Here is a 25,895-nt window from a genome sequence, read left to right as displayed (position 1 = left end):
CCAATCCTGTGGGAGCGAGCCTGCTCGCGAAAGCGTCGGATCAGTCGGCATCTTCGTTAACTGATCCACCGCTTTCGCGAGCAGGCTCGCTCCCATATTGATTGGGTGTGTACAAGATAGCCGTGCATAAAAAAGCGCCGCCATCCCGGCAGCGCTTTCACCAATCCCTGTTGTGCTTCTTATCCTTCCATCACAGCCCACAATGCTTCCAGTTCGGCCTCGCTGAACAGACCAGCGGGGTAACGCTCGATCATCATCCGGCGCGGATCAGGTTCCCTGATCTGACGCGTTCCATTGGACTTTAACCAGTGCGCGACAATCTGGAGCGATTCGCCGTTTACGGCCATGGGATGCAACGTCCGCTCGCTGACTACGTTCACTTCGGCGTTCATTTCAGCGCTCTCTCCCCGTTCGTGAGCGGCTACGTTATCCAAGGTTTATGACAGAACTGTTGAAGTTCTCCCCCCTCCCTAGTGCACGGGTGATGAATACAAGAGCTATGCCAATGTTTCTTAGTTGTCGACAAGCGGATACAAAGAAGCCCGCGGTCCTGTCGGGCTGCGGGCCTCAGTTGATGCATAGCGAGCTAATCATTACCCGGCTGATTTGTTAATCAACTCAAGGTGTTACGACTCAACTCACTCTTTGTGCGGCGCGGGTTGCTGTTGGGTAAGGCAATGGATATTGCCGCCACCCAGTAACAGTTCGCGACCCGGCACCATCACCACTTCGTGCTGCGGGAACAGCTTCTGCAGGATTTCCTTGGCCGGCGCGTCCATTGGATCGTCGAAGCTCGGCGCGATGATGCCGCCGTTGACGATCAGGAAGTTCACGTAGGAACCCGCCAAGCGCACAGACGGATTGCGTTCCTGCGTGCCGTCCACCGGATCGACACCGGCGCACTCTTCTTCTGTCGCGTAAAGCGGTCCCGGAATCGGCATTTTGTGCACCGTGAACGGGCGACCCTTGGCGTCAGTGCTGCTTTGCAGGACTTTCATCGCAGCCTGGCAGCGCGGGTAGTTCGGATCCTGCGGATCGTCGGTCCACGCCAGCAATACTTCACCCGGACGCACGTAGCAGCAGAAGTTATCCACATGGCCGTCGGTTTCGTCGTTGAACAGACCGTCCGGCAGCCAGATGATTTTATCCACAGACAGATTGGCGCTGAGTACCGCTTCAATCTCTTCGCGGCTCAGGTGCGGGTTGCGATTGCGGTTGAGCAGGCATTCTTCGGTGGTGATCAGCGTGCCTTCGCCGTCGACATGAATCGAACCGCCTTCAAGCACGAAACCTTCAGTGCGGTAACGCGGGCTGCGCTCGATCTCGAGGATCTTGCCGCCGACCTGCGAATCGCGATTCCACGGCGAATACAAACCGCCGTCGAAACCTCCCCAGGCGTTGAAGTCCCAGTTCACACCGCGCACTTCGCCGCTGTTGTTGATGACGAAAGTCGGGCCGCTGTCGCGTACCCAAGCGTCATCGCTGGACATCTCGACCACGCGGATATTCGGCACGTCGAGGCGCGCGCGGGCGTTTTCATACTGGCCGGCGGACACGGCCACGGTGACCGGTTCAAAACGCGCGATGGCCTTGGCCACCGCAGCATGTGCGGCTTGCGCCGGTTTGCCGCCCAGACGCCAGTTGTCCGGGCGCTCGGGCCAGATCATCCAGGTCTGCGTTTGCGGCGCCCACTCGGCCGGCATGTGAAAGCCGTCGGCGCGCGGGGTACTTTTCAAAGTTGTCATCGGGATCAGGACTCCAGGGAACCGTCGAGGGTTTTCAACGCGCCGTACAGGTTCGGACGGCGGTCACGGAATGAACCCCACGCGCTGCGAATGTGTTCGAGCTCGTCGAGGTTGAAAGTGTGCACAAGAATACCTTCTTCGGTTTTATTCAGCTCCTGCACTTTTTCGCCGAACTGATTGGCGATGAACGAAGAGCCGTAGAACGTGATGTCGTAGCCGTCCTGTTCTTCGTTGCCGATGCGGTTGCTGGCGATCAGCGGCATCAGGTTGGCGCCGGCATGACCCTGTTGCACGCGCTGCCAGTGATCGCGCGACGAAATGGTCTTGTCGTGCGGCTCGCTGCCGATTGCGGTTGGATAGAAGAGGATTTCAGCGCCTTGCAACGCCATGCTGCGCGCAGCTTCCGGGAACCACTGGTCCCAGCAAATGCCCACGCCGATTTTCGCGTAACGGGTGTTCCACACCTTGAAACCGGTGTCGCCCGGGTTGAAGTAATACTTCTCGTGGTAGCCCGGGCCATCCGGGATGTGGCTTTTACGATAAATCCCGAGGTTGCTGCCGTCGGCATCGATGATCGCGATGCTGTTGAAACGCGCGCGGCCGGCCAGCTCATAGAAGCTGATCGGCAGCACCACTTGCAGCTCTTTGGCGATTTTCTGGAAATGTTTGATCGCGACGTTTTCTTCCACCGTCGTCGCCAGTTGCAGATAGTCCGGGTTCGGCTTCTGGCAGAAGTACGGCGCCTCGAACAGCTCCTGGATCAAGATGATCTGCGCGCCTTTGGCGGCGGCTTCGCGCACCAGCCTTTCAGCGATTTCGAGGTTGGCTTCCAGATCCCAGGAACAGGCCATCTGAGTGGCGGCAACGGTAACGATACGGCTCATGAATCATCTCCGGGCAAGTGCTTTGACGGTCGACAATTCGACCGAAAAGAAAAACGCGCGCACCGGACATGAGATCACCATGCCGGAGCAATGGCGACTTTATAGCCGATAAATATCGGCTTTAGAAGCTTGCAAAGTGCCTTTCGTCTAAATAATCCCGATAAAAGCCGATACAAATCGAATTAGAAACCCAAGAAAATGTGGGAGCGAGCTTGCTCGCAAATACGGTGTGTCAGGAACTGAGTAAGGTGACTGACACACCGCTTTCGCGAGCAAGCTCGCTCCCACAGGGGATTGGCTGCGTTTTACAGGCCCTCGGTTAGGACTTGATCAAGCATATCGACAAAGAAATCCACACTCTGACGCGACGTCACCATCGGCGGTTTGATCTTGAGAATGTTCAGATCATCCCCGGTCGGCTGCATGAAAATCCCCAGTTCACGCAAGCGATCGCACAGTAACGCCGTCTCCTCGGTCGCCGCTTCCAGCGTCTCGCGATTGCGGATCAGCTCAAGCCCGAGATAGAACCCGGAACCGTGCACCGCGCCCACCAACGGATGTTTATCGATCAACGCTTCGAGCCGCGCCTTGAAGTGGCCACCGACCACCTGCGCGTTCTCCCAGAGCTTTTCTTCTGCCATGACATCGAGCACCGCCATGCCGATCTGACAACTGACCGGACTGCCGCCCGCCGACGAGAAGAAATAGCCCTCGGCCTCCAGCGCCTCGGCAATTTCCCGTCGCGTGATCACCGCGCCCAGCGGTTGACCGTTGCCCATGCCCTTGGCCATGCAGATGATGTCCGGCACCACACCCTGCTCTTCAAAGCCCCAGAAGAAGTGGCCCATGCGCCCGTAACCGACCTGCACTTCGTCGGCGATGCACACGCCGCCCTGCGCGCGCACCAGCGCGTATACCTGCTGGAGATATCCCGGCGGCAGCGAGATACCGCCGGCATTGCCATACACCGGCTCGCAGATAAACCCGGCCAGCTGGCGCTTCTGTTCGGCAAGTTTCGCCAGGTGATGCTCAACACTGCGCACGTAATCCGGCGCCGAATCGAGACCACGGAATTCACCGCGATAAGTGTTTGGCGCAGGCACCGGATGCACCCAGTCCGGGCGGCTTTCCAGGGCTTTCGGGTTGTCAGCGATTGACGTCGATACCGCATCGGCGCCGACCGTCCAGCCGTGATAGGCCTCAAGCACGCTGATCATGTCGCGCCCGCCGCTGTAGGCCCACGCCAGACGAATCGCCAGGTCATTGGCCTCGCTGCCGCTGTTGACCAGAAACACCCGGTCCATGCCTTCCGGCGCCAATTTCAGCAAGCGCTCGGAAAACTCCGCCACCGCCGCATAGTTGAATCGCGAGTTGGTGTTGAGCAGCGACCACTGCCGCGCCGCGACTGCCGACATGCGCGGGTGGCCGTGACCGAGCACGGCAACGTTGTTGAGCATGTCGAGGTAGGAGCGGCCCTGCATGTCGATCAGGTGATTACGCCAGCCGCGTTCAATCCGCGGCGGATCAACGTAGTAGTGTTTCTGCGTGCGGGCGAAACTGGCATCGCGGCGTTCGAGCAGGGTTTTTGCGTCCAGTTCCGGCTCGGCATCGCAGGCCAGTCCTAACAACGCCGCTGGCGACGGGCACAGGGCCTGCCACGCTGCAGCATGCGCCGGGGTGCAAAACAACGGCGCATTGATCTGCGCGCCCCGGCACAACTGCACCCGTAATGGGCCGCTGACTGCGCCCAGCACCTGACCTTTGACCAGCGCCGCGCCGCTGTGCAGCGAAGGTGTCACGCCCCACAAGCGCACGCTGAGTTGCGGGCCATCCAGTTGCAGCACACCGTCTGCTGGCTGATGCACGACGCCAGCGAACGGCGCTTCCACGGCGGTACCATCGGGCACGCGCAATTCCACGTGCAGCGGGAAAGTGTCCGGTTCAACGGCGCTGTCGGGACGGGTGCGCGACAAACGGTACTGACCATAACGGCTTGCCGCCAAACCATGGGCCGCCGCCGCTTCGTTCAACAGGTGCTGATCGATGCCGGCCTGCTCCCAGTTGCCGGCCTCGAAATGCGGGCTGAGGACACCGAGATCGATCAGGGCAAATTCACGTCCGACCAGACCGGGCAGCAAGGGCGCAAAACCTTCGCTATCGATCACCGGCAATGCGTGACCGACGGCAGTGAGGATCGCCGCTTCCATCAGTGCCTGTGGCACCGATGTCGCTACGCGGAAGATTTCCCACTCATGGCTTAGGTTGTCACGGCTGTAGGTATTCGCGGGGTCGATGCTGACCTGTTGCTCGCCACTGAGCACCAGCACCGCCGCACGCGCGACGATCAATGGCCACAGCGCCTGCAGCTCTTCATGTTGCAGCGGGTTGACCGCGTGGTAGGCCTGCACCGCCGGCAGGATGACAAACGGATCGCCACCGGCGTGATGCAGCAACGCCGCACAGGTCACCGACAGATCGGTGATGCGCCAGGTGCGCACCAGATCGCCAAAGTCGATCACGCCCTGCAACTGCCAGTGACGCAAGGCATCGCGCGCCCAGACGGCGTTGTCATCAGTGATGTCCATGTGGATCGCCTGCACCGGCAGCTTGCCCTGCAACGGCTGCAAGCGGCGCTCGGCTTGTTCGGCCGCATCGGCAATCAATATGCGTTGCTGCTCATCCTTGATCACCGGCAGCAGATGGCTGATCAGGGCACTGGCGTGACGGGCATCCCACTGCAACGTGCGCTCCAGGCCCGGGTGATCGAACCCGGCCAGCGCCAGATCCATCTCACCGCAGAGCCGGCCAAACCCCGCCACCACGTCGCGCCCCAAGTGTTCGAGATGCGTGAGCGGCTGGCCCTCGATGTAATCCAGCAGCCGCACATGGACGGCTTCGCCGCCGACCTCGAGCGACAGCAGATCCTCGCAGTTATTGGCCGCGATCACCCGCGGCACCGTCACCGCCGAGTGCTCGGCCAGATACTTGAGCCCGGCATGCTGGGCTTGCAGCTCCACCAAGGCGTAATCGCCACGGCAGATTTTCAGCACGAACCGCCCACGCGGGCTGTCGACGCGGTAATTGAGATCCTGCTGACTGCCAAGAGCCTGCAACGTGCCGCTGAGCCCGTAATGCTCCGCCAGCCATTGCCGGGCCTGCTCGGCAGAAACCTGCGGGCTGGGCAAACTGGCGCGATGAATCAACGTGGCGAGCGGCATGAAAAGACCCCTGTAATTTTATTAGGCGCCTATATCGCCATTGCTGGACGGGATCCGCAACCCCCAACCGCGCAAAGGTATACGGGCTATTTGTCTTGCAGCACTCGCACCCTCAGGCACTTTGCGCAAGAATGTCGACCATTCACACCTGCCTATGGAACTCCCCATGAATGTAATCACCACCGACCTGCCCGGTGTCCTGATCATCGAACCGAAGGTGTTCGGTGACGAGCGCGGCTTTTTCTACGAGAGTTTCAATGCCAAGGCGTTCCAGGACGCTACCGGTCTGGACACGCAATTCGTTCAGGACAACCACTCGCGCTCGCAAAAAGGCGTGTTGCGTGGCCTGCATTACCAGTTGCAAAACACCCAGGGCAAACTGGTCCGTGTGACCGTCGGTGAAGTGCTGGATGTGGCCGTGGATATTCGGCGCAGCTCGCCGCACTTCGGCAAATCGGTGGCTGTGCGCTTGTCGGCCGAAAATCATCGTCAACTGTGGGTGCCGGAAGGTTTTGCCCATGGTTTCGTGGTGCTGAGCGAGTTCGCTGAATTCCTCTACAAGACCACCAACTACTACGATCCATCATCCGAGCGCAGCATTCGCTGGGATGATCCCGCGCTGGGCATCGACTGGCAGCTGGACGAAGCGCCGAAGCTGTCCGCCAAGGATCAGGCTGCAGCCCTGCTCAAGGACGCTGACGTCTTCGCCTGAGCCTAGGCATAATGCGCCTGACATCTCAGGCGCATCCGGCTCATGAAACCAACCCTCCCCCGCAGACCCCGCTGGCGCAGCCTCGCTCTGCTGGCCCTGTGTCTGGCGCCGCTGCTGTGGCCGCTGGAACATCTCGCCGAGCGCTATTACCGCAGCGAACTGGCCGGACAGAACCGGCAGACCCTAGACCTGTACGTCGCCAACCTGCTGGGCACCCTGCACCGCTATGAAGTGTTGCCGCAAATTCTCGGCGACCTGCCTGCCCTGCGTGCGGTACTCGGCGCGCCAGACGACGGCGTCAGCCAAGGCAACGCCAATCGCCTGCTGAAGAACATCGCCGCGCAGACCGGCGCCGAAGTCATGTACCTGATGGACACCAGCGGGCAGACGCTGGCTGCGTCGAATTGGGACAAGCACGACAGTTTCGTCGGCCGCAATTTTTCGTTCCGTCCGTACTTCAGTGAAGCCATGGCCGGACGCCTCGGACGCTTTTTCGGCCTCGGCACGACCTCGGCCAAACGCGGCTACTTCTTCGCTGCCGCCGTGCGCAACGGCGAAAAAATCATCGGCGTGCTGGTGATCAAGGTTGACCTCGACCACACCGAAAGCCTCTGGGGCAAAACCCCGGAACAACTGCTGGTGACCGACCACAACGGCGTGGTCATCCTCACCTCGCGCCCGGAATGGCGCTTCCGTTCGACCCGTAACTTGAGCGACAGCGAACGCTCGGCGATCACCGCTATCCAGCCTTACCCGACCCGCGAGCCGCGCCCCCTGAACCTCAGCCCGACTGCGTGGCTGATCCAGACTCACGACATCGCCGAAACCGGCTGGAGCGTCAGCATCCTTGCCCCACGCACGCTGATCGACCGTCCGGTGCGCACCGTGGTCGCCATCGGCGGCGCCACGCTGCTGGTGCTGATGTTGTTGCTCGGTCTGATGATGCAGCGCCGCCGCCATTATCTGGAGCGCATCGCCTTCGAGGCCAAAGCACGTCGCGAGCTGGAGGGCCGCGTCGCCGAGCGTACCAGCGACCTCGAAGGCCTCAACCGGCGCTTGAAGGAGGAAGTGCTGGAGCGTGAACAAGCCCAACAGGAACTGGTGCGTGCCCAGGACGATCTGGTCCAGGCCGGCAAGCTGTCGGCGCTGGGGACGATGTCCGCGAGCATCAGCCACGAACTCAATCAGCCGTTGGCAGCGATCCGCAGCTACGCGGAAAACGCCGAAGTGCTGCTCGATCATCAGCGCACCGACGATGCGCGCGGCAACCTCAAACTGATCAGCGAACTGACCGGGCGCATGGCCTCGATCATCGCCCACCTGCGCGCCTTTGCCCGCCGCGATCGCCACGCGCCGGAAAGCGTTGCCCTGCAACCGGCGCTCGACGATGCCTTGGCGCTGCTGGCCAAACGGCGTCGCAGCATGGAAGTCGAACTGATCCGCGATCTGCCAGCCGCGACTCTGTGGGTCGAGGCCGGGGAAACCCGATTGCGCCAAGTGCTCGGCAATCTGCTGGCCAACGCCCTCGACGCCCTCACCGAGAAAGGCCCGCCGCGCAAACTCTGGCTGAGTGCCGAATCCACCGCCGAGGGCGTCAATCTGTACATTCGCGACAACGGCCCGGGTTTTTGCATGGAAGCCCTCGGCCGCGCCAGCGAGCCCTTTTACACCACCAAGACCCGCACTCAAGGCCTTGGCCTGGGGCTGGCCATTTGTGAAACGCTGATGCGCGCCTTCGGCGGTGAACTGTCGTTCGCCAACCACAAGCAAGGTGGCGCCTTGATTACCCTGCGGCTGCGCGCCGGTGCGCCCGGGGTCAGCCTGCAACCGTCCGAGGATCGAAGTGCATGACCATCGACAATCGCATTCAGGTGGTGTTGATCGACGACGATCCGCACCTGCGTCAGGCCCTCGGCCAGACCCTGGACCTGGCCGGCCTGAAAATTCTGCCGCTGTCCGAAGCCAAAGGCCTGGCCGCACAGCTTGAGCGTGACTGGCCGGGTGTGGTGGTCAGCGATATCCGCATGCCAGGCATGGACGGTCTCGAATTGCTCAGCGAACTGCACGCGCAGGATCCCGAACTACCGGTATTGCTGATCACCGGCCACGGCGATGTGCCGCTGGCGGTGCAAGCCATGCGTGCCGGCGCTTATGACTTTCTCGAAAAACCTTTCGCCAGCGATGCGCTGCTCGACAGCGTGCGCCGCGCCCTGGCCTTGCGCCGACTAGTGCTGGACAACCGTAGCCTGCGCCTGGCCCTCAGCGATCGCAATGAGCTGAGCGCGCGGCTGGTCGGCCATTCGCCCCCAATGCTGCGCCTGCGCGAGCAGATCGGCGCGCTGGCCGCGACCAAGGCTGACGTGCTGATCCTCGGCGAAACCGGCGCCGGTAAAGAAGTGGTTGCCCGCGCCTTGCACGATTTATCCAGCCGCCGAAACGGCCCGTTCGTGGCGATCAACGCTGGCGCACTGGCCGAGTCGGTAGTGGAAAGCGAACTGTTCGGCCACGAACCCGGCGCGTTCACCGGCGCGCAAAAACGGCGGATCGGCAAATTCGAATTCGCCAATGGCGGCACTTTGTTTCTCGATGAAATCGAGAGCATGAGCATGGATGTGCAGGTGAAGTTGCTGCGCATGCTGCAAGAGCGCGTGGTCGAGCGTCTGGGTGGCAATCAACTGATCCCGCTGGACATCCGCGTCATCGCCGCGACCAAGGAAGACTTGCGTCAGGCCGCTGACCAGGGCCGCTTCCGCGCCGACTTGTATTACCGCCTCAACGTCGCGCCACTGCGCATTCCGCCACTGCGTGAGCGCGGTGAAGATGCGCTGGTGCTGTTCCAGCATTACGCCGATGAAGCCAGCGCCCGCCACGGTTTGCCGCCCCATGAACTGCAACCGGCGCAACGCGCCTTGCTGCTGCGCCACACCTGGCCGGGCAACGTACGCGAACTGCAGAATGCCGCCGAACGTTTCGCCCTCGGCCTGGAATTGGCGCTGGATAACGCTGACGCCGAGGGCGGTGGCAGTACCACGGTCGAAGTCATCAATGGGGGCCTCAGCGAGCAGGTGGAAAATTTCGAGAAATCGCTGATCGCTGCTGAACTGGCGCGCTCCCACAGTTCGGTGCGCAGCCTCGCCGAAGCCTTGGGCATTCCGCGCAAGACCCTGCATGACAAGTTGCGCAAGCATGGCCTCAACTTTGGCGACAGCAGCCATGGGGACGAGAACGAATGATCAGCCACAGCGCCTATCTTCAGTCAGTTTTGCATCACGACATCCCGCTGACCCGAGACATGGGCCTTAAGGTGCTCGACTGGCATGAACAGCAACTGAGCCTGCATCTGCCACTCGAGCCGAACGTCAACCACAAGAGCACGATGTTCGGTGGCAGCCTCTACTGCGGCGCGGTGCTGGCCGGGTGGGGCTGGTTGCATTTGCGCCTGAAAGAGGAAGGAATCACCGACGGGCACATTGTTATTCAGGAAGGGCAGATCAGTTATCCGCTGCCGGTGACCGGGGACGCTACGGCGATTTGCCCGGCGCCTGATGCGAAGGAGTGGAAGAGGTTTCTGGCGATGTATCGGCGTTATGGGCGGGCGCGGTTGACGTTGAATACGCGGATCGTCAATCAGGGTAGCGAAGAAGACGCCGTGACATTTACCGGGCAGTACGTTTTGCATCGCTGACAATCAAAAGCCCCTCACCCTAACCCTCTCCCAAAGGGACAGGGTTAGGGTGAGGCGTCTTGCGATATAGATCGACCTGAAAGATCGAAGCGATTATGGATTCAGCAAAACTCGACCAGGTCGGCGCTACTCTCAAATATCCCGCGGTCGGCTCCCTCTCCTGGGGGAGAGGGCTGGGGTGAGGGGGGATTTCGGATCAGCCCACTTAACCGCGAGCCAACTCCAACAATCTGGAGCGCCAGGCCGCCTTGGCCGGCAATGCCAAAAAGAACTCATTGAGTAGCGATTCCCGCGCCGGATAACAGAACGCCTCCCCGCGCAGATCCAGCACCTCACCGCCCGCACCTTCCAGCACACCTTGAGCCGCCGCCGTGTCCCACTGCGAAGTCGGCGCCAGTCGCGGATAGCAATCCGCCGCGCCTTCAGCCAACAGGCAGAATTTCAGCGAGCTGCCAATATTGGCCAGTTGCAACTCGCCCAGACTCGCACTCAACCCGGCGAGCAAACGTTCCTGCTCGGGACTCGAATGGCGACGGCTGGCGACCACGGTGAACGCCTCGCCCGGCCCCGGTACATCGCGCACCTGAATCGCAACCGGCGTGCCGCCCTTGTCACAACGCCAAGCGCCAAGCCCGGCACCGCCGACGTAGAAACGACCATTGGTCGGCATCGACACCACACCAAACACCACGCGACCGTTTTCGATCAGCGCGATGTTCACGGTGAACTCTTCGCTGCCGCTGATAAATTCCTTGGTGCCGTCCAACGGGTCGACCAACCACCAGCGCTGCCAGCCGGCGCGCACGCTCTGAGGGATGTTGGCGTCTTCTTCCGACAACACTGGAATGCTCGGGTCCAGCGCCGTCAGCCCGGCGAGGATCAGGTGATGCGCGGCCAGATCGGCCGCCGTCACGGGCGAGTCATCGGACTTGGCCGTGACCTCAACCCCGGCGCGCCAGAACGGCAAAATCGCCTCGCCGGCCTGCAAGGCCAGCTCTACGACCGGCGCCATCAACGGGTGGGGGAAATTCATCGATATCTCACTCATGCTGGAAAGAACCCGCGCTCGGTCAGCAGATCGCGGGTCAGATACAGTGCAGCCAATGCACGGCCTTCGGAAAACTGAGGATTGAGCGCCAGCGACGACAGTTCGCGCAGGTTCACTTTGTCGACACGCATCGGCTCAGGCTCGTCGCCTTCGAGACGCTCCTCGTACAAATCAGTCGCCAGAACCACCTGAATCTTCTGGCTCATGTAACCGGGCGACAGCGACAGCTCGGTCAGATGCTCCAGTTGCCGCGCACCAAAACCAGCCTCTTCCTTGAGCTCACGTTCGGCTGCCGCCAACACATCCTCGCCCGGTTCGATCAGACCTTTGGGCAAGGACAATTCATATTCATCAGTGCCGCCGCAGTACTCTTCGACCAATACCGCGTGCTCGGCATCCAGCATCGCCACGATCATCACCGCGCCGTAGCCCGCACCTTTACCAACCAGACGTTCGTAAGTGCGTTCCACGCCGTTGGAAAAGCGCAGCTTGAGTTCTTCGACGCAAAACAGGCGACTGGTGGCGACGATCTCGCGGGCAAGTACGGTGGGTTTCTGGCGCATGCAAAGCTCCTTGGCGTGAACGCGCTACTATAACGCGGCTTTCCCGATTGTTTATGTCGGATATCTTTCTACCGTTCGAGACGTTGCCATGCCTTCATTAACGTGGTCCGACATCGATACCGTTCTGCTCGACATGGACGGCACGCTGCTGGATCTGCACTTCGACAATCACTTCTGGCTGGAACACCTGCCCCAGCGTTACGCCGAACTGCACGGGGTCAGCCGGGCCATGGCCGAAATGGAATTGCAGCCGTTGTTCGAACGCCATGCCGGCCAGTTGCAGTGGTACTGCCTGGATTTCTGGAGTGCCGAACTGAAGTTGTCGGTGCGTGAACTGAAGCTGGAAACTGCGCACCTGATTGCCTTGCGCCCGGATGCCGATACCTTTCTGGAAGCGATCAAACGCGCGGGCAAACGGGTGATCATGATCACCAATGCACACCGCGACTCACTGTCGCTGAAGCTTGAGCGAATCGAACTGGCGCCGTATTTTGAGCGGCTGATCAGCTCCCACGATTACGGTTTTCCCAAGGAGAACCCGCAGTTCTGGGATGCCTTGCAGGCGGACATCGGCTTTGATCCGGCGCGCAGTCTGTTTATCGACGACACCTTGCCGATTCTGCGCAGTGCGCGGGATTTTGGTGTGGCGCATTTGTTGGCGGTGAAAGAGCCGGACAGTCGCAAGGGGCCGAAGGACACGGCTGAGTTTGCGGCGGTTGAGGATTATCGGGATTTGATTGCCGGACTCTAATCTTCTGTAGGAGCTGCCGCAGGCTGCGATCTTTTGATTTTGATTTTTTACAAACAAGATCAAAAGATCGCAGCCTTCGGCAGCTCAGAGGGTTTGTGTTACTCAGGAATACGCAGGGTCTGACCCGGATAGATTTTGTTCTCATCCTTGAGCATCGGCTTATTGGCCTCAAAGATCTTGTTGTACTGGTTGGCATTGCCATACACAGCGAGGGAAATCGCGCTGAGGGTGTCGCCTTTTTTCACCACGACAAACTTTGCTGCCGCCACCACCGGACCAGTCACCGTGATCTGATCATCCACGCTGCCAACCCCGGCAATATTGCCCACCGCCAGCAAAATTTTCTCTTTCTCTTCCTGACTCGCGACTTCACCGGTGACGGTCACTTTGTCGCCATCCACCGTCGCATGCACATTCGGATTACCCAGACCGACCTTGCTGATGTGTTCCTTCAACTGCTCACTGGCATTGGCGTTGCCCGGGGTCAACAGATCAAGCAGCTTTTCACCGGCTTCTTTTACAAAACTTAAAAGACTCATCGTGGTTCTCTCCATGGAATAAAGGTTCAGTCGTCCAAGCCTAGACCACGACAGACAAACCCGGTTCCAAGCCGACCAATGACCCTGCCACCGCGCAAGCGGTAGAATCGCCCAACCCTGCCAGCGCCCGGAGCGAAGATGGACATCAAGCAGCTGAAATTCCTCATCGCCCTCGACGAAACCCGCCACTTCGGCCAGGCCGCAGCGCGTTGCCACATCACCCAGCCAACCCTGTCGATGCGCCTGCGCAGCCTCGAAGAAGAACTCGACTTGCCACTGGTCAACCGTGGCCAACGCTTTGAAGGTTTTACCGCGCCGGGCGAGCGCGTACTGGCGTGGGCGCGCTCGGTGATGGCGGCTTATGACGGTTTGCACGCGGAAGCGGCGGCGTGTCGCGGCAATCTGATCGGCACGCTGAGGCTGGGCGTGGTGCCGCTGTCGAGTTTCGATCCACTGCCGTTGATGCAACGCCTGCACAGCGCCCACCCGAATCTGCACTTTGAAATGTCGGCACTGAGTTCTGAGCAGATCCTCGAGCATCTGGCGAACAACCGAATCGACATCGGTGTTTCTTATCTCGACCGCCTGGATCACGAACGTTTCGAATCACTGGCATTCGACGAAACCCGCATGGGCCTGCTGTACGACCAGCGCACTTTTACCTTCGGCGAAGCTCCGCTGAGCTGGGAATCGCTGATCGAACTGCCGCTGGGCATGCTCACCAGCGGCATGCATTTCCGTCAGTCCATCGACCACAACTTCCACAGCCGTGGGCTGACTCCGCAACCGTTGCTGCAAACCGACGCCGTGCATCAATTGTTACAAGCCGTACACGGCGGTTTCTGCTGCGCGATCATGCCGTTGGACGGCGGGCTGGAAAAACTCACCGACCATCTGCGTCTGCAGCCCATCGAAAAAGCCCAGACCCTAGCGCCACTGGGCTTGATCATGCGTCGCGGGGCGCCACGCTCGGCGCTCGCCGAGGCGTGTTTTGCGCTGTATCAGAAATCACCAACGGCGCCTTGATCGACGGCCTCTATCGATAGATCGACACTAGCGATTAGACGCGACAACTTGCCGCGCCTAGTCTTAACGTTGATCAAACCGTCGGTGATGCCATGAACGCCAAGCGCCCTGCCTGCGCGGCGCCTGCACTTGAAACGCCCGCGCCTGCCGCCAGCCAGACCTACAGTTACAGCGATTTACCCCGTGAGGAATCGGCCAGCACTGCGCTCGCCGAGGAAATCGCGTTGGCGATTGCCTACAACGGTATCAGCCAGGCCGTCATGCTGGTGACGCCGACCGACCTGGAAGACTTCATCGTCGGCTTCAGCCTTGGCAGCGGCATCATCATCGATGCCACCGACATCTATGACCTGCAACTGACCGGCGCAGGCTCCGCGCAATACGCGCAAGTGACCATCGCCAATCGCGCGTTCTGGAACCTCAAGCAACAACGTCGGCAAATGGCGGGCACCAGCGGTTGCGGCTTGTGCGGGGTTGAAGCGGTGGAGCAGGCACTGCCTGATCTCAAGGTCTTGCCCGGCGCGCCGCTGCCACCGAGCGAATGGCTCGACGGTCTGCGTCAGCGCATCGGTGCGTTCCAACCGCTCGGTCAGCACTGCGGCGCGGTACATGCGGCCGTGTTCATGAACGCCAGCGGCGAATTGTTGCTCGGGCGCGAAGACATCGGCCGGCACAACGCCCTCGACAAGCTGATCGGCGGACTGATCCGCCAGAAGATATCCACAGATGGCGGACTGGCGATTGTCACCAGCCGTTGCAGTCTCGAATTGATCCAGAAAGTTTTGCGCGCCGGCATCCAGACCCTGGTCAGCCTGTCCGCACCCACCGGCCTTGCCGTGCAGTGGGCCCGTCGACATAACCTCAATCTCATCCACCTGCCGCAGAAAAGTGCGCCGCGGGTGTATAGCCCCGCGATGGAGAATCAAGCGTGAGCCAACATCATCAAGCCGACCAGAAACCTGTCCCGCGCTACAAGCCTTACAAAGGTGCCGCCGGCGGCTGGGGTGCCCTGATCAGTGTGGCTCAGGCCTGGTTGACCAGCGACAACGCCCTGAAAAACCTGCGCATGATGCTCAAGACCAACCAGAACGGCGGTTTCGACTGCCCGGGTTGCGCGTGGGGCGATTCGCCGGAAAGCGGCATGGTCAAGTTCTGCGAAAACGGCGCGAAAGCGGTGAACTGGGAAGCGACCAAGCGTCGTGTAGACGCCAAGTTCTTCGCCAAGCACAGCGTGACTTCACTGCTGGAGCAGAGCGACTACTGGCTGGAATATCAGGGTCGTCTCACCGAACCGATGGTTTACGACGCCGAAACCGATCGCTACAAGCCGATCAGTTGGGACGACGCCTACACGCTGATCGCCAAGCACCTGCAAAGTCTGCCGAGCCCCGATCTGGCCGAGTTCTACACCTCGGGTCGCGCCAGCAACGAAGCGGCGTATCTGTATCAACTGTTTGTGCGCGCCTACGGTACCAACAACTTCCCGGACTGCTCGAACATGTGCCACGAGGCCAGCGGTGTTGCCCTGGCGCAGAGCGTCGGCGTCGGCAAAGGCACCGTGACCTTCGATGACTTCGAACACGCCGATGCGATTTTCGTTTGGGGCCAGAACCCGGGCACCAACCACCCGCGCATGCTCGAACCCTTGCGTGAGGCAGTGAAACGCGGCGCGCAAGTGGTGTGCATCAACCCATTGAAAGAGCGTGGTCTGGAACGCTTCCAGCATCCGCAACACCCGATCGAAATGCTCACCAACGGCGACAAGCCAACCAACACCGCTTATTTCCGCCCGGCACTCGGCGGTGACATGGCGCTGCTGCGCGGCATGGCCAAGTTCCTCCTGCAGTGGGAGCGCGATGCGCAGAAGGCTGGCGAACCTGCCGTGTTCGATCATGACTTCCTCAATGCCCACAGCGCCAACGTGCTCGAGTACCTGGGCGTAGTCGATGACACGCCGTGGGAACAGATCGTCGAGCAATCCGGCCTGACCCTCGTAGAAATCGAGCAAGCCGCGCGTATGTACGCCAAGGGCAAGAACGTAATCATGTGCTGGGCGATGGGCATCACTCAGCATCGCCACTCGGTGCCGACGATTCAGGAAATCGCCAACCTGATGCTACTGCGCGGCAACATCGGCAAACCGGGCGCCGGCCTGTGCCCGGTGCGCGGCCACAGTAACGTGCAAGGCGACCGCACAATGGGCATCAACGAGCGTCCGCCGGTGGCGTTCCTCGATTCGCTGGAGCGACGCTTCCAGTTCAAGGTGCCGCGCCACAACGGCCACAACGTGGTTGAAGCGATCCACGCAATGGCTGAGGGTCGCGCCAAGGTCTTCATCGGTCTGGGCGGTAACTTCGCCCAAGCCACGCCGGATAGCCCGCGTACCTTCGCCGCACTGAGCAATTGCGACCTGACCGTGCAGATCAGCACCAAGCTCAACCGCAGCCACCTGGCTCACGGTAAAGACGCGCTGATCCTGCCGTGCCTCGGTCGTACCGACATCGATATCCAGACCGAAGGCCCGCAAGCGGTCACCGTGGAAGACTCGTTCAGCATGGTTCACGCTTCCAACGGTCAGTTGCAGCCGCTGTCGAACCAGATGCGTTCAGAGCCGTCGATCATTGCCGGTATCGCTGCCGCCACATTGGGCAGTAAACCGGTGGACTGGAACTGGCTGGTGGCTGATTACGGGCGCATCCGCGAACTGATCGCCGACACCATTCCCAACTTCAAAGCGTTCAACGAGAAGATCAAGAACCCGGGCGGTTTCTACCTCGGCAACAGCGCTGGCGCACGCAAGTGGAACACGCCGTCGGGCCGGGCCAACTTCCGCGCCAACATGTTGCCGAAAGATCTGGTGCACGAACGCACTCGCGCCACCGGGCAAATACCGGACCTGATCCTGCAATCGATGCGCTCCCACGATCAGTACAACACGACGATTTATGGCCTCGACGACCGCTATCGCGGGGTGAAAGGCCAGCGTGATGTGCTGTTCGCCAATGAGGCGGACATCATTCGCCTAGGCTTCCGTCCGGGGCAGAAGGCTGACATTGTTTCGATATGGGACGATGGTCGCGAGCGTCGGGTAAAGGGCTTCACACTGCTGGCATTTGATATTCCGGCGGGACAAGCCGCAGCTTATTACCCGGAAGTGAATCCGCTGGTGCCGCTGGAAAGCACCGGGGATGGCAGCCATACACCGACGTCGAAGTTCATTGCGATTCGACTGGAAGCGGCGAGTGAGACTGGGTTGATCATGGCCAAGTCCGCGTAACGCGATGTCAGAACCGGCCTCTTCGCGAGCAAGCTCGCTCCCACATTGGAATGCATTTCAAATGTGGGAGCGAGCTTGCTCGCGAAGGCGTAGGTTCAAGCAATACGCTTCCAAGCCCTGGCACTTTTCCAACGCCCACAAAAAAGGCCGCTTTTTCACAAAAGCGGCCTATCCGAAGTAGCTAAAGACCGGCGAAAATCGGTTAAGTTCCGCTGATAAAACAGCAACTTGCAAAATTGTATACAAGTCGTGTTATTCGTCGGATTTCGATTGTCACGCTCGTTACACAGCCTCAGGATCGGCGCCGTCATCCCTTTGAGGCTCATCTATGAAGTTCTCCTCGATTCTCTTGTTGTCCCTTGGCCTGGTCAGTGGTTTTGCTTCCGCAGGCGGCACCACCGAAGCAGGTGTGGGCGGCGCATTGGGCGGGGTTCTTGGCTCGGTCGTCGGTCAGTCCTTAGGCGGCAATACAGGTTCCACCATCGGCGCAGCCTTGGGCGGCGCGGGTGGTAGCGCGGTTGGCGCCGACAAACGCAGCCGTGGCGAAGCCGCCATCGGTGGTGCGCTGGGCGCAGCCGGCGGTAACGTGGTCGGCCGCAGCATGGGCGGCACCACCGGCAGCCTGATCGGCTCCGCAGCAGGTGGCGGCGCCGGTGGCGCGCTGGGCAACTACATGGGCAACAAGAGCGATGACGACGATCGTCGTTACGATCGCCGCCATGATGATCGTCGCTACTATCGTGACGACCACCGTGGTCGCGGCCATGCCTACGGCCACCGCAAGCATCACAAGTACTATCGCGACTGAGGCCTCAAACACCTCGCTGGCCGGTAAAGCAAAATCGCAGCCCAAGGGCTGCGATTTTTTTTGCCGTTTACACCACCAGGTATTCCAGTGCCTGTCGCAGTTCAGCAGGGATCGGCACCGGCTGATTACTCGCCCGATCGACGAATACGTGAACGAAGCGCCCGGCCGCACACGCCTCGCTTTCACCCACCTTGAACACCGCCAATTCGTATTGCACTGAACTGTTGCCCAACTTGCCGACTCGCAGACCGATCTCGATCAGGTCCGGGAAGGCGATCGAGGCGAAGTAATCGCACGCCGAACTGACTACAAATCCCACCACCTCACCGCCATGAATATCCAGACCACCGACCTGTATCAGGTAGGTGTTCACCGCCGTGTCGAAGAAGCTGTAGTAGGTGACGTTGTTGACGTGACCGTAGGCGTCGTTGTCGTGCCAGCGTGTGGTGATGGGCTGGAAGTGGGGGTAGTCGGTGCGCTGAGGGGTGGACATGGTTGTGCTGGTTCTCTTGTTTTTTCAGTGAGGCTGCTTGCCCTCACCCTAGCCCTCTCCCAGAGGTAGAGGGGACTGACCGAGGTGTTCTCTCGAAATACACCGACCTGATCCTTCGAGTCGAACTCAGATGCTGAAACCCACGCAGATCGGCTCCCTTCCCCCTCTCCCCCCCTGGGGGAGAGGGCTGGGGTGAGGGGGAACGATTTTGGCCGCGACATTACACTTGAGCAAACCCCTTATCCTGCGCCACCAACTCACCAATCAACCGCGCCGGTTTCCACTGATCGCCCTGCCGCGTCTCCAGCGCCAGCAAGCGCTGATGAATATCCGCGAGCCCTTGCTGATCCGCCCAGGCCATCGGCCCGCCCTTGTCCGCCGGGAAGCCGTAGCCGTTCAGGTACACCAGATCGATGTCGTGTGCAGACTCGGCAATGCCCTCCTGCAAAATCTTCGCACCCTCGTTGACCAATGCCAGAAGACTGCGCTCCAGGATCTCCTCAGGACCGATCTCGCGGCGCTGGAAGCCCAACTCTTCGCTGACCTGCAATACCAGCGCATCGACCTCAGGATCGTGCTCAGCCTGACGACTGCCCGGTTCGTAATGGTAATAACCGTTGCCAGACTTCTGCCCGAACCGGCCCATCTCGCACAAACGGTTATCCACCTGCACCTCTGGCGCATCCTGGCCCTTGCCGGCCAACTCGCGTGCACGCCATTCCAGATCGATGCCGACCACGTCGTACATGCGGAACGGCCCCATGGCAAAACCGAAACCTTGCAAGGCTGCGTCGACCTGCTGTGGATAAGCGCCCTCAAGCAACATCTTGCGCGCCTCGAGGACATACGGATGCAGCATGCGATTGCCGATAAAACCATGGCAGTTACCCGACACCACACTGACCTTGCCCATGCGTTTGCCCAGTGCCAGTGCCGCCTCCAGCACCGTCGCAGAGGTCTGTGCGCCGCGAACGATTTCCAGCAGTTTCATGATGTGCGCCGGGCTGAAGAAATGCAGGCCCAGCACCTGATTCGGACGCTTTGTCGCTGCGGCTATCGCATCGATGTCCAGCGCCGACGTATTGCTTGCCAACAGTGCCTCAGGCTTGAGCAAACCATCCAGCTCACGAAAGATCTTCTGCTTCAGCTCAAGATTTTCGTACACCGCCTCGATCACCAGATCGACATTGCGAATCGCCGCATAATCCGCTGCCGCACTGACCCGCGCCAAACGCGCATCCGCTTCGGCCTGATCAATCCGTCCCTGGCGCACGTTGTGTGCATAAGTCTCGGCCACAGTGGCGAGTGCCTGTTCAAGCATCTGTGGATTGTTATCCACCCAATGCACCGTCACGCCGGCATTGGCCAGACACATGACAATGCCCCGGCCCATGGTGCCCGCGCCGATCACCGCGGCTTGCTGAATATCGAAGGTTGTCTGGCCCATGTTGTTCTCTTGTTGGCGATCCAAAGACAGACCTCAACCATAGTCAGCCAACGACGGTTTTTGAAGTTTATTACCGTGATGATCGACATTCAGCGGATGGATACAGCCCTGCTTTTGTGGGAGCGAGCCTGCTCGCGAAAGGGTCATCACATTCAAAATAGTGTTGCCTGATGTACCGCTTTCGCGAGCAGGCTCGCTCCCACAAGGGCTCTTGCTCAACCGAGCAAATGATCATCAGCCCAGCTGCGGACTTCGGCGTAGGGATATTCCTCCAACGCAGCAAACCCGGGAATAGCGCGCGCCTTGAGCTTGGTGAACAACGGCACGCTGATCCCACACAAAAATCGCGTCAACCGCTCAGCCGTTGGAATCACCCCGGTGTACTGCTCATGCCTGTGGATAAAATCACCACACAGCGCCGCAAAGTTTTTATCCACAAGTGCTGGCAACTCCGGTGGTGCCGGCAACCGCGCCACTTGACCATGACACACCGAACAATGCCCACACCGCTCAGGCGCATTGTGATCACCGAAATACTCCGCCAGGCGATAACCCAGGCAGCGTTCGGTGGCGAATACCTCAAGCATGGCGTGGATGCGCGCCACTTCGGCCTGCTCATGCCGGGTGAAATACTCATGCAGCTCGGCACTCAGGGCATCGCTGTCGAAGTCGCTGTGCAGCAGGCTGTAGACCTCGGTCATCTGCTTGCTTTCCAGCTCGACCCAACCCTTCTCCTGGAAGTAATCCAGCGCCTTCACCACTCGATTGCGCTCGGCGGAATACTGCGAATACATCGCCTCGAAATTCACCGTGGCCCAGGTGCGCGCGCGCGCCGAGGTCTGAATGATTGCGCCGACAAAATCCCTGCGCTCACCGTCGAAGCGCTCAAGCAGCGCTTCGGGTTCCAACAGGTATTTGAAACGGTATTCGGCGTAATAGGCGTAGCGCGGCGCGATCAAACCGCGCAGTTCCAGTTGCACCAGCAAGGTCTTCAGCGGCAGTGCACGTATGTTGCTTTGATCAGCCAATGGCCCGAGCAGAAACTCCCACTGCCCTTCCGGCACCGAGGCCTTTAGCTCATCGAGTACATAGCGAATGCCGTCGCGCTCCGGCGTATCGCCGTAGACGAAGTTTTCCAGCACATTGAGGCTGTCGCGATTGGCCAATACCAGACAATCCGACGGCTGCCCGTCACGCCCGGCGCGGCCGATTTCCTGACTGTAGTTTTCGATGGATTTGGGCAGGTCGAAGTGCACGACATTGCGGATGTCACTCTTGTCGATCCCCATGCCGAACGCGATGGTCGCGACGATGCAATTGGATTGTCCGGCCATGAAGCGTTTCTGGATCGCTTCGCGTTTGTCGTGCGCTAGGCCAGCGTGATACGCCTCAGCCTGAATGCCGTTGCGCTCAAGGTGTTCAGCGATGTGCTCAGCAGTTTTCTGCAAGGTCACGTAGACGATGCTCGGCTGCCCCGCACGCTCGGTCATCCACTCGACCAGCCGCCGGCGCTTGTCCTGGCCACGTACCGGTTCCACCAGCAGATTGAGGTTGGGCCGGTAGAAGCCCGTGGTCACCACATCGTCAGCGGCGATAGCGAATTTGGCCTGCATGTCGGCGATGACTTTCGGCGTTGCCGTAGCGGTCAGCAGCAAGGTTTGCGGGATGTTGAACTGCCGCTGATAGTCCGGCAGCTTGAGATAATCGGGGCGGAAGTTATGGCCCCACTCCGAGATGCAATGCGCCTCGTCCACCACCAGCAGCGAGATGGGTACCTGCTGCAAAAAGTTGCGAAAGCGCTCGTTTTTCAAGCGCTCCACCGAGATCATCAAAATCTTCAATTCACCCGAGCGGGCGCGGGCCATCACGTCATTGGCATCATCGCGACTCTGCGCCGAATCGATGCTGCCAGCGGAAATACCGTGTCGCTGCAAAAAGGCCAGTTGATCCTGCATCAACGCCAGCAACGGCGAGACTACCAACGTCAGGTGCGGCAGCATCAGCGCCGGCAATTGGTAGCAAATCGACTTGCCGGAACCGGTAGGAAAAATCGCCGCCGCCGAACGCCCGGCCAGCACCGCGCTGATCGCGGTTTCTTGACCGGGTCGAAACTGTGGAAAACCAAAAACCTGTTCCAGGGTGTTGTGCATTCGCTGTCACTCCATTGACTGCTGCCATGCCAACAGCCTAGCGGGCGATCGCAGCGAGTCGAGAAAAGGTCGGGGCCAAATCGATTCGGAATGATACAGCGATTACTTGATTGCCACGGTCCCTGTGGGAGCGAGCCTGCTCGCGAAGAGGCCAGTCAGAACAACACCACACCGAAGGTTCAGGGGCGCAACACCGCCACCCGCAACTGTTCATTCAGCATCTGCTCATGCACACCTTGGCTCTTGCTCGCCCACAGCGCATGAGCCGGGCTGATGTCCCCCGTGAACGCTGCCGCCAACTGCCGCAGGTCAGCGACGCTGCGCACACGCGGGCAGAACAGTTGTTCATCACAGCTCTGACTGGCGTTGCGATAGGTGCTCAACAACCCCTCCCAGAGGCCATCACGCACGTGGCGAATCGACTTCAATTGCACGTGGGGCACACCGAGTCGCTGCTCAAGCCCTTCCTCATCCAGTGCTTCGCTGGCCAACAGAGCTTTGGCGAACATCAACACTTCACCGCGCGCCGCCGTGTCCATGCTCGCCTGGCTGATGAGTGCCTCCGGCCAATCGGTGCGATCGAGGCGATCCAGCACCCACGCATTGCCAACGTCAGAGGCCATGGCCAAACGGCAAGTGCCCAGCCCGAGCAATAAAATCGCGGCCATTCGTAGCCAGTGCATACCTAATTCCCTTTAAGCGCGTGTCAGACGTTTGGAAACGCCCTACAGATTCTGGCGCGCACGATACAGCGGTTTACCGCGAATCGCCTGACAATCACGTAGGAATTATTACGCCTAAGGGTTTTGGCCTGAAAAAGCTGCGAAAACACGTAGGGTATTTCCTCAAAACACGGAAAAACCCCTACGAATACTGTCCATTGCGGCTGTCTTGTCCCACAGAGAAACGCCCTTCTATAGTGGCCGGCGCGGCTGCAAACACTGCACCAGCCCGCCCCAGCGCCTTCGAACAGGACACGCCTCACATGATCAACCGCTATCGCCCCCTCAAGACTTGCTACAGCGAAAACCCGGTACTGCTTATCGACAGCCACTCCAGCCAGACTGACCTGATCAATGCCGCCGATCAACGCCTGCGCGCGGCCGGGGATTTGCTGGAAACGCTCTACTGCTTATGTTTCAAACAGGCTGACGTGAAAGATATTCCAAACATCGTTAACGCGCTTTATCTGCTGGTTCAGGATGGTTGTGACTTGCTTGAAGTGGCCAAACAAAAACCACCACAAACAACATATAACTAAAATTTGCTACAAACTCGGAAACACCAGAACTCTTTATTTATATATGAAACCCGCACTAACTTGTTCGCTCTTACAACTAAGCGAGAGCAACACCATGACAGTTTTAACCATATTTTTTTGCGGCACTGGCTCCAACAAGTTCGATACCGCCCATGAAAATTTCTGGGACGGCGAACTGGTTTCAACACTGGCCGCCAATCATACCGGCCGTGAGTTCGCCGAATGGATCATCGTCGACGGACCTGGCAGCGGCAACCTGCAAGCTGACGATCTGTTCACCAAAACCAAGGAGTACGGCCTTACCGGCACACTGTTCGGTAAAGGCTGGGAGGAAAACGTGCAGCATGCCGTCAATGTTACAAAGGGCAAGTGCGACTGGCAGCGTGAGCAACTTACCGAGGCCGAATACAACCGCCTCAAAGCCGCTGGGATTCCCATTGAAGATGTAAAAGTCGAGGGTTCGTGGTTCTGGCGTAAATATAACTACGGTGATCGCAGCGTGACCCAACAAAAGTTACAGGAGCAGATCATCAAGACATTTCGCAAGGATGGCGTTATTCCCACTCAGGTCAATCTGGTGGGCTGGAGCCGAGGTGGTGTAAGTTGCCATATGCTGGCCAATGCGATGCTCAATGATCGCGAGCTGAATAATATCCCGGTGAATATATTTGCCCTTGATCCGGTACCAGGAATCGGCAACTTCCAGGATGCGCGCGTCAAACTCGGCGCCAACGTCAAAGAATATGTCGCCTTCTATGCCCGCGATGAACGCTCCAAAGGGTTCAGCTGCGTCATTCCACAAACCGCCACCGGCACTAAAACCTGCGTGTACCCGATGGCCGGTCGCCACGCGACCATGGCCGGCAACGCCACAGCTGACGGTGGCGTGCCTGCCAGCGCAAGCGACCTGAAAACCCTGGTGGAACCTGGCCGCATCGTTCGCCACCTCGCCGAAACCTGCCTCAAACGCTGGGGCGTACAACTGAACAAAACCCTGAATCTGAACGAAGCCGACCTCCTGCGCCTGACAGGCGCCATCGTCGCCGACGAAGCGCGCTACAAGCGGATGCACAGCATTTCCTACACCTACTTCACCGAACTGGATAAAGGCGAACGCTACGTGTCTCTGGGCAGCAAAGGCGTGCCGTTCTCGGCGGTGAAAGGCCCGATCTACGCGCCTGCGACGGGGCTGACGACGAGTGTGCTGGATGTGGCGGCGTATCGGGTTATTGGCTGAAGGCCGTGGGCGCGTGAGCGGACGAAAAAACCTACAGCAATGGCCTATCCGCTATTCGTCCCATTCCTACAAACCCAGACTCCCTTGCCGCCTATCGCAGCTTGGTAAGCCAAATCTATAGTCGTGACTGTCGCTGCCAAATCAGCGGCTCGGGCTTGGTCACCCGATTGGATCGTGTATACGCACGCGCTGTATGCTGCCGGCACTCACTTGCCTGCGGTTTATGGTGACTGTGTTTGGGACACCTTCGGGTGTGCCGGGTATGTGCACGATCCTCACCGGTTGACCAACCCGAACACAGTCGCCTCCTGTCGCTTGGTCACGATGCGGTGGCTTCTTTCGAAGCAATTGAGGATTAAAAAATGACAACTTGGAATCAATTCACCACCGATCGCTACCGCGCCCTCGAATCCAACCTCACCGACACCAAGCCCCTGATCATCGACACAACGGCCAATCCACAAGACATCCTCGAATGCGCCGTCCAGCGCCTGCGCGCTTCAAGCGACCTGCTAAAAACCCTCTACTGCCTCAGCTTCAAACAAGCCGACGTCGAAGACATCCCCCACATCACCCACGCCCTCTATCTGCTGACGCAGGATGGCTGTGACCTGCTGCAAGTCGCACAGCAGCAGATGCTCAATTGGAAGGCTCCAGTCTGAAATTGAGTGATCGTATCGCTCTTATGCACTCTGTGAGAGCGATCAAAAAACGGTAATTAAACATGGGAGCAACCATGAGCAAATTCTTTGATGAGCTGATGGAAAGCGTTATCGAAATGGACGAGATCTTACGCAAAAATCATCGCGATTCAGACTCAAATGCTGACACGAGCGTTTTGACGTTTCAGCAAAAGCAGGCCCATTACGACAAGGTTCGCCGGTCAAACTACTTGGCTAGCCTAAGTATTGAAGGTTTTGAAACCACCCCTGCCGATGCTGAAAAGCCACTTTCCTCACGCATGGAGGTTCTCGAAAAGTACCGGCAAAAACCGGGCTGACTCGAGGAAGCGCTCACGTTTAAGTGGCAGTATTCTAGCTATACAAGCCAA

24 protein-coding genes are annotated in these 25,895 nt (G+C 59.4%); 13 read left to right on the top strand and 11 right to left on the bottom strand.

Going from position 1 to position 25,895, the window contains the following annotated elements; all coding sequences use genetic code 11:
• Nucleotides 1-179: 179 nt before the first annotated feature.
• The 4 genes from AB4O11_RS09960 to AB4O11_RS09945 form a co-directional block, all read right to left on the bottom strand.
• The gene (locus AB4O11_RS09960; RefSeq protein WP_008080512.1) at nt 180-392 is read right to left on the bottom strand and encodes a hypothetical protein; all 213 of its coding nucleotides are present in this window, start codon (nt 390-392) and stop codon (nt 180-182) included.
• Nucleotides 393-638: 246 nt separating this feature from the next.
• Complete coding sequence (gene aguA / locus AB4O11_RS09955; protein ID WP_034151906.1) at nt 639-1,745, bottom strand: agmatine deiminase; 1,107 nt, start codon at nt 1,743-1,745, stop codon at nt 639-641.
• A gap of 5 nt (nt 1,746-1,750) precedes the next feature.
• Complete coding sequence (aguB, locus tag AB4O11_RS09950) at nt 1,751-2,629, bottom strand: N-carbamoylputrescine amidase (protein WP_034151905.1); 879 nt, start codon at nt 2,627-2,629, stop codon at nt 1,751-1,753.
• Nucleotides 2,630-2,934: 305 nt separating this feature from the next.
• Nucleotides 2,935-5,847: an aminotransferase gene (locus tag AB4O11_RS09945; RefSeq protein WP_460130560.1), complete on the bottom strand. Its 2,913-nt coding sequence runs from the start codon at nt 5,845-5,847 to the stop codon at nt 2,935-2,937.
• A gap of 166 nt (nt 5,848-6,013) precedes the next feature.
• Between AB4O11_RS09945 and rfbC the strand changes: the two genes are divergently transcribed.
• The 4 genes from rfbC to AB4O11_RS09925 are packed head-to-tail and all read left to right on the top strand — an operon-like array spanning nt 6,014 to nt 10,244.
• Entirely contained in the window at nt 6,014-6,559 is a 546-nt protein-coding gene (gene rfbC, locus AB4O11_RS09940; protein ID WP_034151902.1) for a dTDP-4-dehydrorhamnose 3,5-epimerase, read from the top strand.
• Nucleotides 6,560-6,601: 42 nt separating this feature from the next.
• A complete protein-coding gene (locus AB4O11_RS09935; protein WP_095047127.1) occupies nt 6,602-8,410 on the top strand; it encodes a sensor histidine kinase in 1,809 nt (602 codons plus the stop codon).
• A complete protein-coding gene (locus tag AB4O11_RS09930) occupies nt 8,407-9,792 on the top strand; it encodes a sigma-54-dependent transcriptional regulator (protein WP_093430001.1) in 1,386 nt (461 codons plus the stop codon). Before AB4O11_RS09935 ends, AB4O11_RS09930 begins: the two co-directional genes overlap by 4 nt.
• On the top strand, nt 9,789-10,244 hold the full coding sequence (locus AB4O11_RS09925; RefSeq protein ID WP_093430000.1) for a YiiD C-terminal domain-containing protein: 456 nt from the start codon (nt 9,789-9,791) through the stop codon (nt 10,242-10,244). Before AB4O11_RS09930 ends, AB4O11_RS09925 begins: the two co-directional genes overlap by 4 nt.
• 205 nt (nt 10,245-10,449) lie before the next feature.
• Here AB4O11_RS09925 and cysQ read toward each other — a convergent pair whose 3' ends face one another.
• Both cysQ and nudE read right to left on the bottom strand, forming a co-directional pair.
• Nucleotides 10,450-11,277 carry a 3'(2'),5'-bisphosphate nucleotidase CysQ gene (gene cysQ, locus AB4O11_RS09920; protein WP_116256366.1) on the bottom strand — a complete coding sequence of 276 codons (828 nt, stop codon included), beginning with the start codon at nt 11,275-11,277 and terminating at the stop codon, nt 10,450-10,452.
• 11 nt (nt 11,278-11,288) lie between these two features.
• The gene (gene nudE, locus AB4O11_RS09915) at nt 11,289-11,855 is read right to left on the bottom strand and encodes an ADP compounds hydrolase NudE (RefSeq protein WP_034151897.1); all 567 of its coding nucleotides are present in this window, start codon (nt 11,853-11,855) and stop codon (nt 11,289-11,291) included.
• A gap of 88 nt (nt 11,856-11,943) precedes the next feature.
• On the opposite strand from nudE, the gene yrfG reads away from it, so the two are divergent.
• Nucleotides 11,944-12,606, top strand: a complete 663-nt coding sequence (gene yrfG / locus AB4O11_RS09910) for a GMP/IMP nucleotidase (protein ID WP_460089512.1) — start codon at nt 11,944-11,946, stop codon at nt 12,604-12,606.
• Between the two features lie 98 nt (nt 12,607-12,704).
• On the opposite strand, the gene lysM is transcribed toward yrfG, so the two are convergent.
• Nucleotides 12,705-13,145, bottom strand: a complete 441-nt coding sequence (gene lysM / locus AB4O11_RS09905; RefSeq protein ID WP_460130559.1) for a peptidoglycan-binding protein LysM — start codon at nt 13,143-13,145, stop codon at nt 12,705-12,707.
• 138 nt (nt 13,146-13,283) lie between these two features.
• On the opposite strand from lysM, the gene AB4O11_RS09900 reads away from it, so the two are divergent.
• From AB4O11_RS09900 to AB4O11_RS09885, 4 genes are all read left to right on the top strand, one after another.
• On the top strand, nt 13,284-14,171 hold the full coding sequence (locus AB4O11_RS09900) for a LysR family transcriptional regulator (protein WP_460130557.1): 888 nt from the start codon (nt 13,284-13,286) through the stop codon (nt 14,169-14,171).
• Nucleotides 14,172-14,263: 92 nt separating this feature from the next.
• Nucleotides 14,264-15,103 (top strand): formate dehydrogenase accessory sulfurtransferase FdhD, encoded by an 840-nt coding sequence (fdhD, locus tag AB4O11_RS09895; RefSeq protein ID WP_460130556.1) that lies wholly within the window; start codon nt 14,264-14,266, stop codon nt 15,101-15,103.
• Nucleotides 15,100-17,448: an FdhF/YdeP family oxidoreductase gene (locus AB4O11_RS09890; RefSeq protein ID WP_099757725.1), complete on the top strand. Its 2,349-nt coding sequence runs from the start codon at nt 15,100-15,102 to the stop codon at nt 17,446-17,448. The genes fdhD and AB4O11_RS09890 overlap by 4 nt, the downstream gene beginning before the upstream one ends.
• Nucleotides 17,449-17,776: 328 nt before the next feature.
• Nucleotides 17,777-18,256 carry a glycine zipper domain-containing protein gene (locus tag AB4O11_RS09885; protein ID WP_093429994.1) on the top strand — a complete coding sequence of 160 codons (480 nt, stop codon included), beginning with the start codon at nt 17,777-17,779 and terminating at the stop codon, nt 18,254-18,256.
• Nucleotides 18,257-18,323: 67 nt separating this feature from the next.
• On the opposite strand, the gene AB4O11_RS09880 is transcribed toward AB4O11_RS09885, so the two are convergent.
• From AB4O11_RS09880 to AB4O11_RS09865, 4 genes are all read right to left on the bottom strand, one after another.
• Complete coding sequence (locus AB4O11_RS09880; RefSeq protein WP_099757724.1) at nt 18,324-18,749, bottom strand: acyl-CoA thioesterase; 426 nt, start codon at nt 18,747-18,749, stop codon at nt 18,324-18,326.
• 220 nt (nt 18,750-18,969) lie between these two features.
• Nucleotides 18,970-20,196: a 3-hydroxyacyl-CoA dehydrogenase gene (locus tag AB4O11_RS09875; RefSeq protein ID WP_460130554.1), complete on the bottom strand. Its 1,227-nt coding sequence runs from the start codon at nt 20,194-20,196 to the stop codon at nt 18,970-18,972.
• Nucleotides 20,197-20,411: 215 nt separating this feature from the next.
• On the bottom strand, nt 20,412-22,346 hold the full coding sequence (locus AB4O11_RS09870) for a RecQ family ATP-dependent DNA helicase (RefSeq protein WP_460130552.1): 1,935 nt from the start codon (nt 22,344-22,346) through the stop codon (nt 20,412-20,414).
• Nucleotides 22,347-22,525: 179 nt separating this feature from the next.
• Nucleotides 22,526-23,029 carry a polysaccharide deacetylase gene (locus AB4O11_RS09865; protein ID WP_460130551.1) on the bottom strand — a complete coding sequence of 168 codons (504 nt, stop codon included), beginning with the start codon at nt 23,027-23,029 and terminating at the stop codon, nt 22,526-22,528.
• 302 nt (nt 23,030-23,331) lie between these two features.
• On the opposite strand from AB4O11_RS09865, the gene AB4O11_RS09860 reads away from it, so the two are divergent.
• The 4 genes from AB4O11_RS09860 (at nt 23,332) to AB4O11_RS09845 (ending at nt 25,844) form a co-directional block, all read left to right on the top strand.
• Nucleotides 23,332-23,607, top strand: coding sequence for a hypothetical protein (locus tag AB4O11_RS09860; protein WP_007917948.1), 276 nt, complete (start codon nt 23,332-23,334; stop codon nt 23,605-23,607).
• 94 nt (nt 23,608-23,701) lie between these two features.
• Entirely contained in the window at nt 23,702-24,844 is a 1,143-nt protein-coding gene (locus AB4O11_RS09855; protein WP_460130549.1) for a hypothetical protein, read from the top strand.
• Nucleotides 24,845-25,206: 362 nt separating this feature from the next.
• A complete protein-coding gene (locus tag AB4O11_RS09850) occupies nt 25,207-25,506 on the top strand; it encodes a hypothetical protein (protein ID WP_460130547.1) in 300 nt (99 codons plus the stop codon).
• A gap of 176 nt (nt 25,507-25,682) precedes the next feature.
• A complete protein-coding gene (locus AB4O11_RS09845; RefSeq protein WP_230669414.1) occupies nt 25,683-25,844 on the top strand; it encodes a YhfG family protein in 162 nt (53 codons plus the stop codon).
• Nucleotides 25,845-25,895 lie beyond the last annotated feature (51 nt).

The organism is Pseudomonas sp. H1_D05, assembly GCF_054682705.1.
Note: the sequence above shows the minus strand (reverse complement) of the source record. Positions and strands in the feature narration are given on the sequence as shown.

Bases quoted from the DNA above. Each gene is read 5' to 3' on its own strand.
- aguA (WP_034151906.1), bottom strand. From the start codon at position 1,745: ATGACAACTTTGAAAAGTACCCCGCGCGCCGACGGCTTTCACATGCCG.
- aguB (WP_034151905.1), bottom strand. From the start codon at position 2,629: ATGAGCCGTATCGTTACCGTTGCCGCCACTCAGATGGCCTGTTCCTGG.
- AB4O11_RS09945 (WP_460130560.1), bottom strand. From the start codon at position 5,847: ATGCCGCTCGCCACGTTGATTCATCGCGCCAGTTTGCCCAGCCCGCAG.
- AB4O11_RS09930 (WP_093430001.1), top strand. From the start codon at position 8,407: ATGACCATCGACAATCGCATTCAGGTGGTGTTGATCGACGACGATCCG.
- AB4O11_RS09865 (WP_460130551.1), bottom strand. From the start codon at position 23,029: ATGCACTGGCTACGAATGGCCGCGATTTTATTGCTCGGGCTGGGCACT.
- AB4O11_RS09935 (WP_095047127.1), top strand. From the start codon at position 6,602: ATGAAACCAACCCTCCCCCGCAGACCCCGCTGGCGCAGCCTCGCTCTG.
- nudE (WP_034151897.1), bottom strand. From the start codon at position 11,855: ATGCGCCAGAAACCCACCGTACTTGCCCGCGAGATCGTCGCCACCAGT.
- AB4O11_RS09925 (WP_093430000.1), top strand. From the start codon at position 9,789: ATGATCAGCCACAGCGCCTATCTTCAGTCAGTTTTGCATCACGACATC.
- cysQ (WP_116256366.1), bottom strand. From the start codon at position 11,277: ATGAATTTCCCCCACCCGTTGATGGCGCCGGTCGTAGAGCTGGCCTTG.
- yrfG (WP_460089512.1), top strand. From the start codon at position 11,944: ATGCCTTCATTAACGTGGTCCGACATCGATACCGTTCTGCTCGACATG.
- AB4O11_RS09850 (WP_460130547.1), top strand. From the start codon at position 25,207: ATGACAACTTGGAATCAATTCACCACCGATCGCTACCGCGCCCTCGAA.
- fdhD (WP_460130556.1), top strand. From the start codon at position 14,264: ATGAACGCCAAGCGCCCTGCCTGCGCGGCGCCTGCACTTGAAACGCCC.
- rfbC (WP_034151902.1), top strand. From the start codon at position 6,014: ATGAATGTAATCACCACCGACCTGCCCGGTGTCCTGATCATCGAACCG.
- AB4O11_RS09960 (WP_008080512.1), bottom strand. From the start codon at position 392: ATGAACGCCGAAGTGAACGTAGTCAGCGAGCGGACGTTGCATCCCATG.
- AB4O11_RS09855 (WP_460130549.1), top strand. From the start codon at position 23,702: ATGACAGTTTTAACCATATTTTTTTGCGGCACTGGCTCCAACAAGTTC.
- lysM (WP_460130559.1), bottom strand. From the start codon at position 13,145: ATGAGTCTTTTAAGTTTTGTAAAAGAAGCCGGTGAAAAGCTGCTTGAT.
- AB4O11_RS09870 (WP_460130552.1), bottom strand. From the start codon at position 22,346: ATGCACAACACCCTGGAACAGGTTTTTGGTTTTCCACAGTTTCGACCC.
- AB4O11_RS09875 (WP_460130554.1), bottom strand. From the start codon at position 20,196: ATGGGCCAGACAACCTTCGATATTCAGCAAGCCGCGGTGATCGGCGCG.
- AB4O11_RS09880 (WP_099757724.1), bottom strand. From the start codon at position 18,749: ATGTCCACCCCTCAGCGCACCGACTACCCCCACTTCCAGCCCATCACC.
- AB4O11_RS09885 (WP_093429994.1), top strand. From the start codon at position 17,777: ATGAAGTTCTCCTCGATTCTCTTGTTGTCCCTTGGCCTGGTCAGTGGT.
- AB4O11_RS09860 (WP_007917948.1), top strand. From the start codon at position 23,332: ATGATCAACCGCTATCGCCCCCTCAAGACTTGCTACAGCGAAAACCCG.
- AB4O11_RS09900 (WP_460130557.1), top strand. From the start codon at position 13,284: ATGGACATCAAGCAGCTGAAATTCCTCATCGCCCTCGACGAAACCCGC.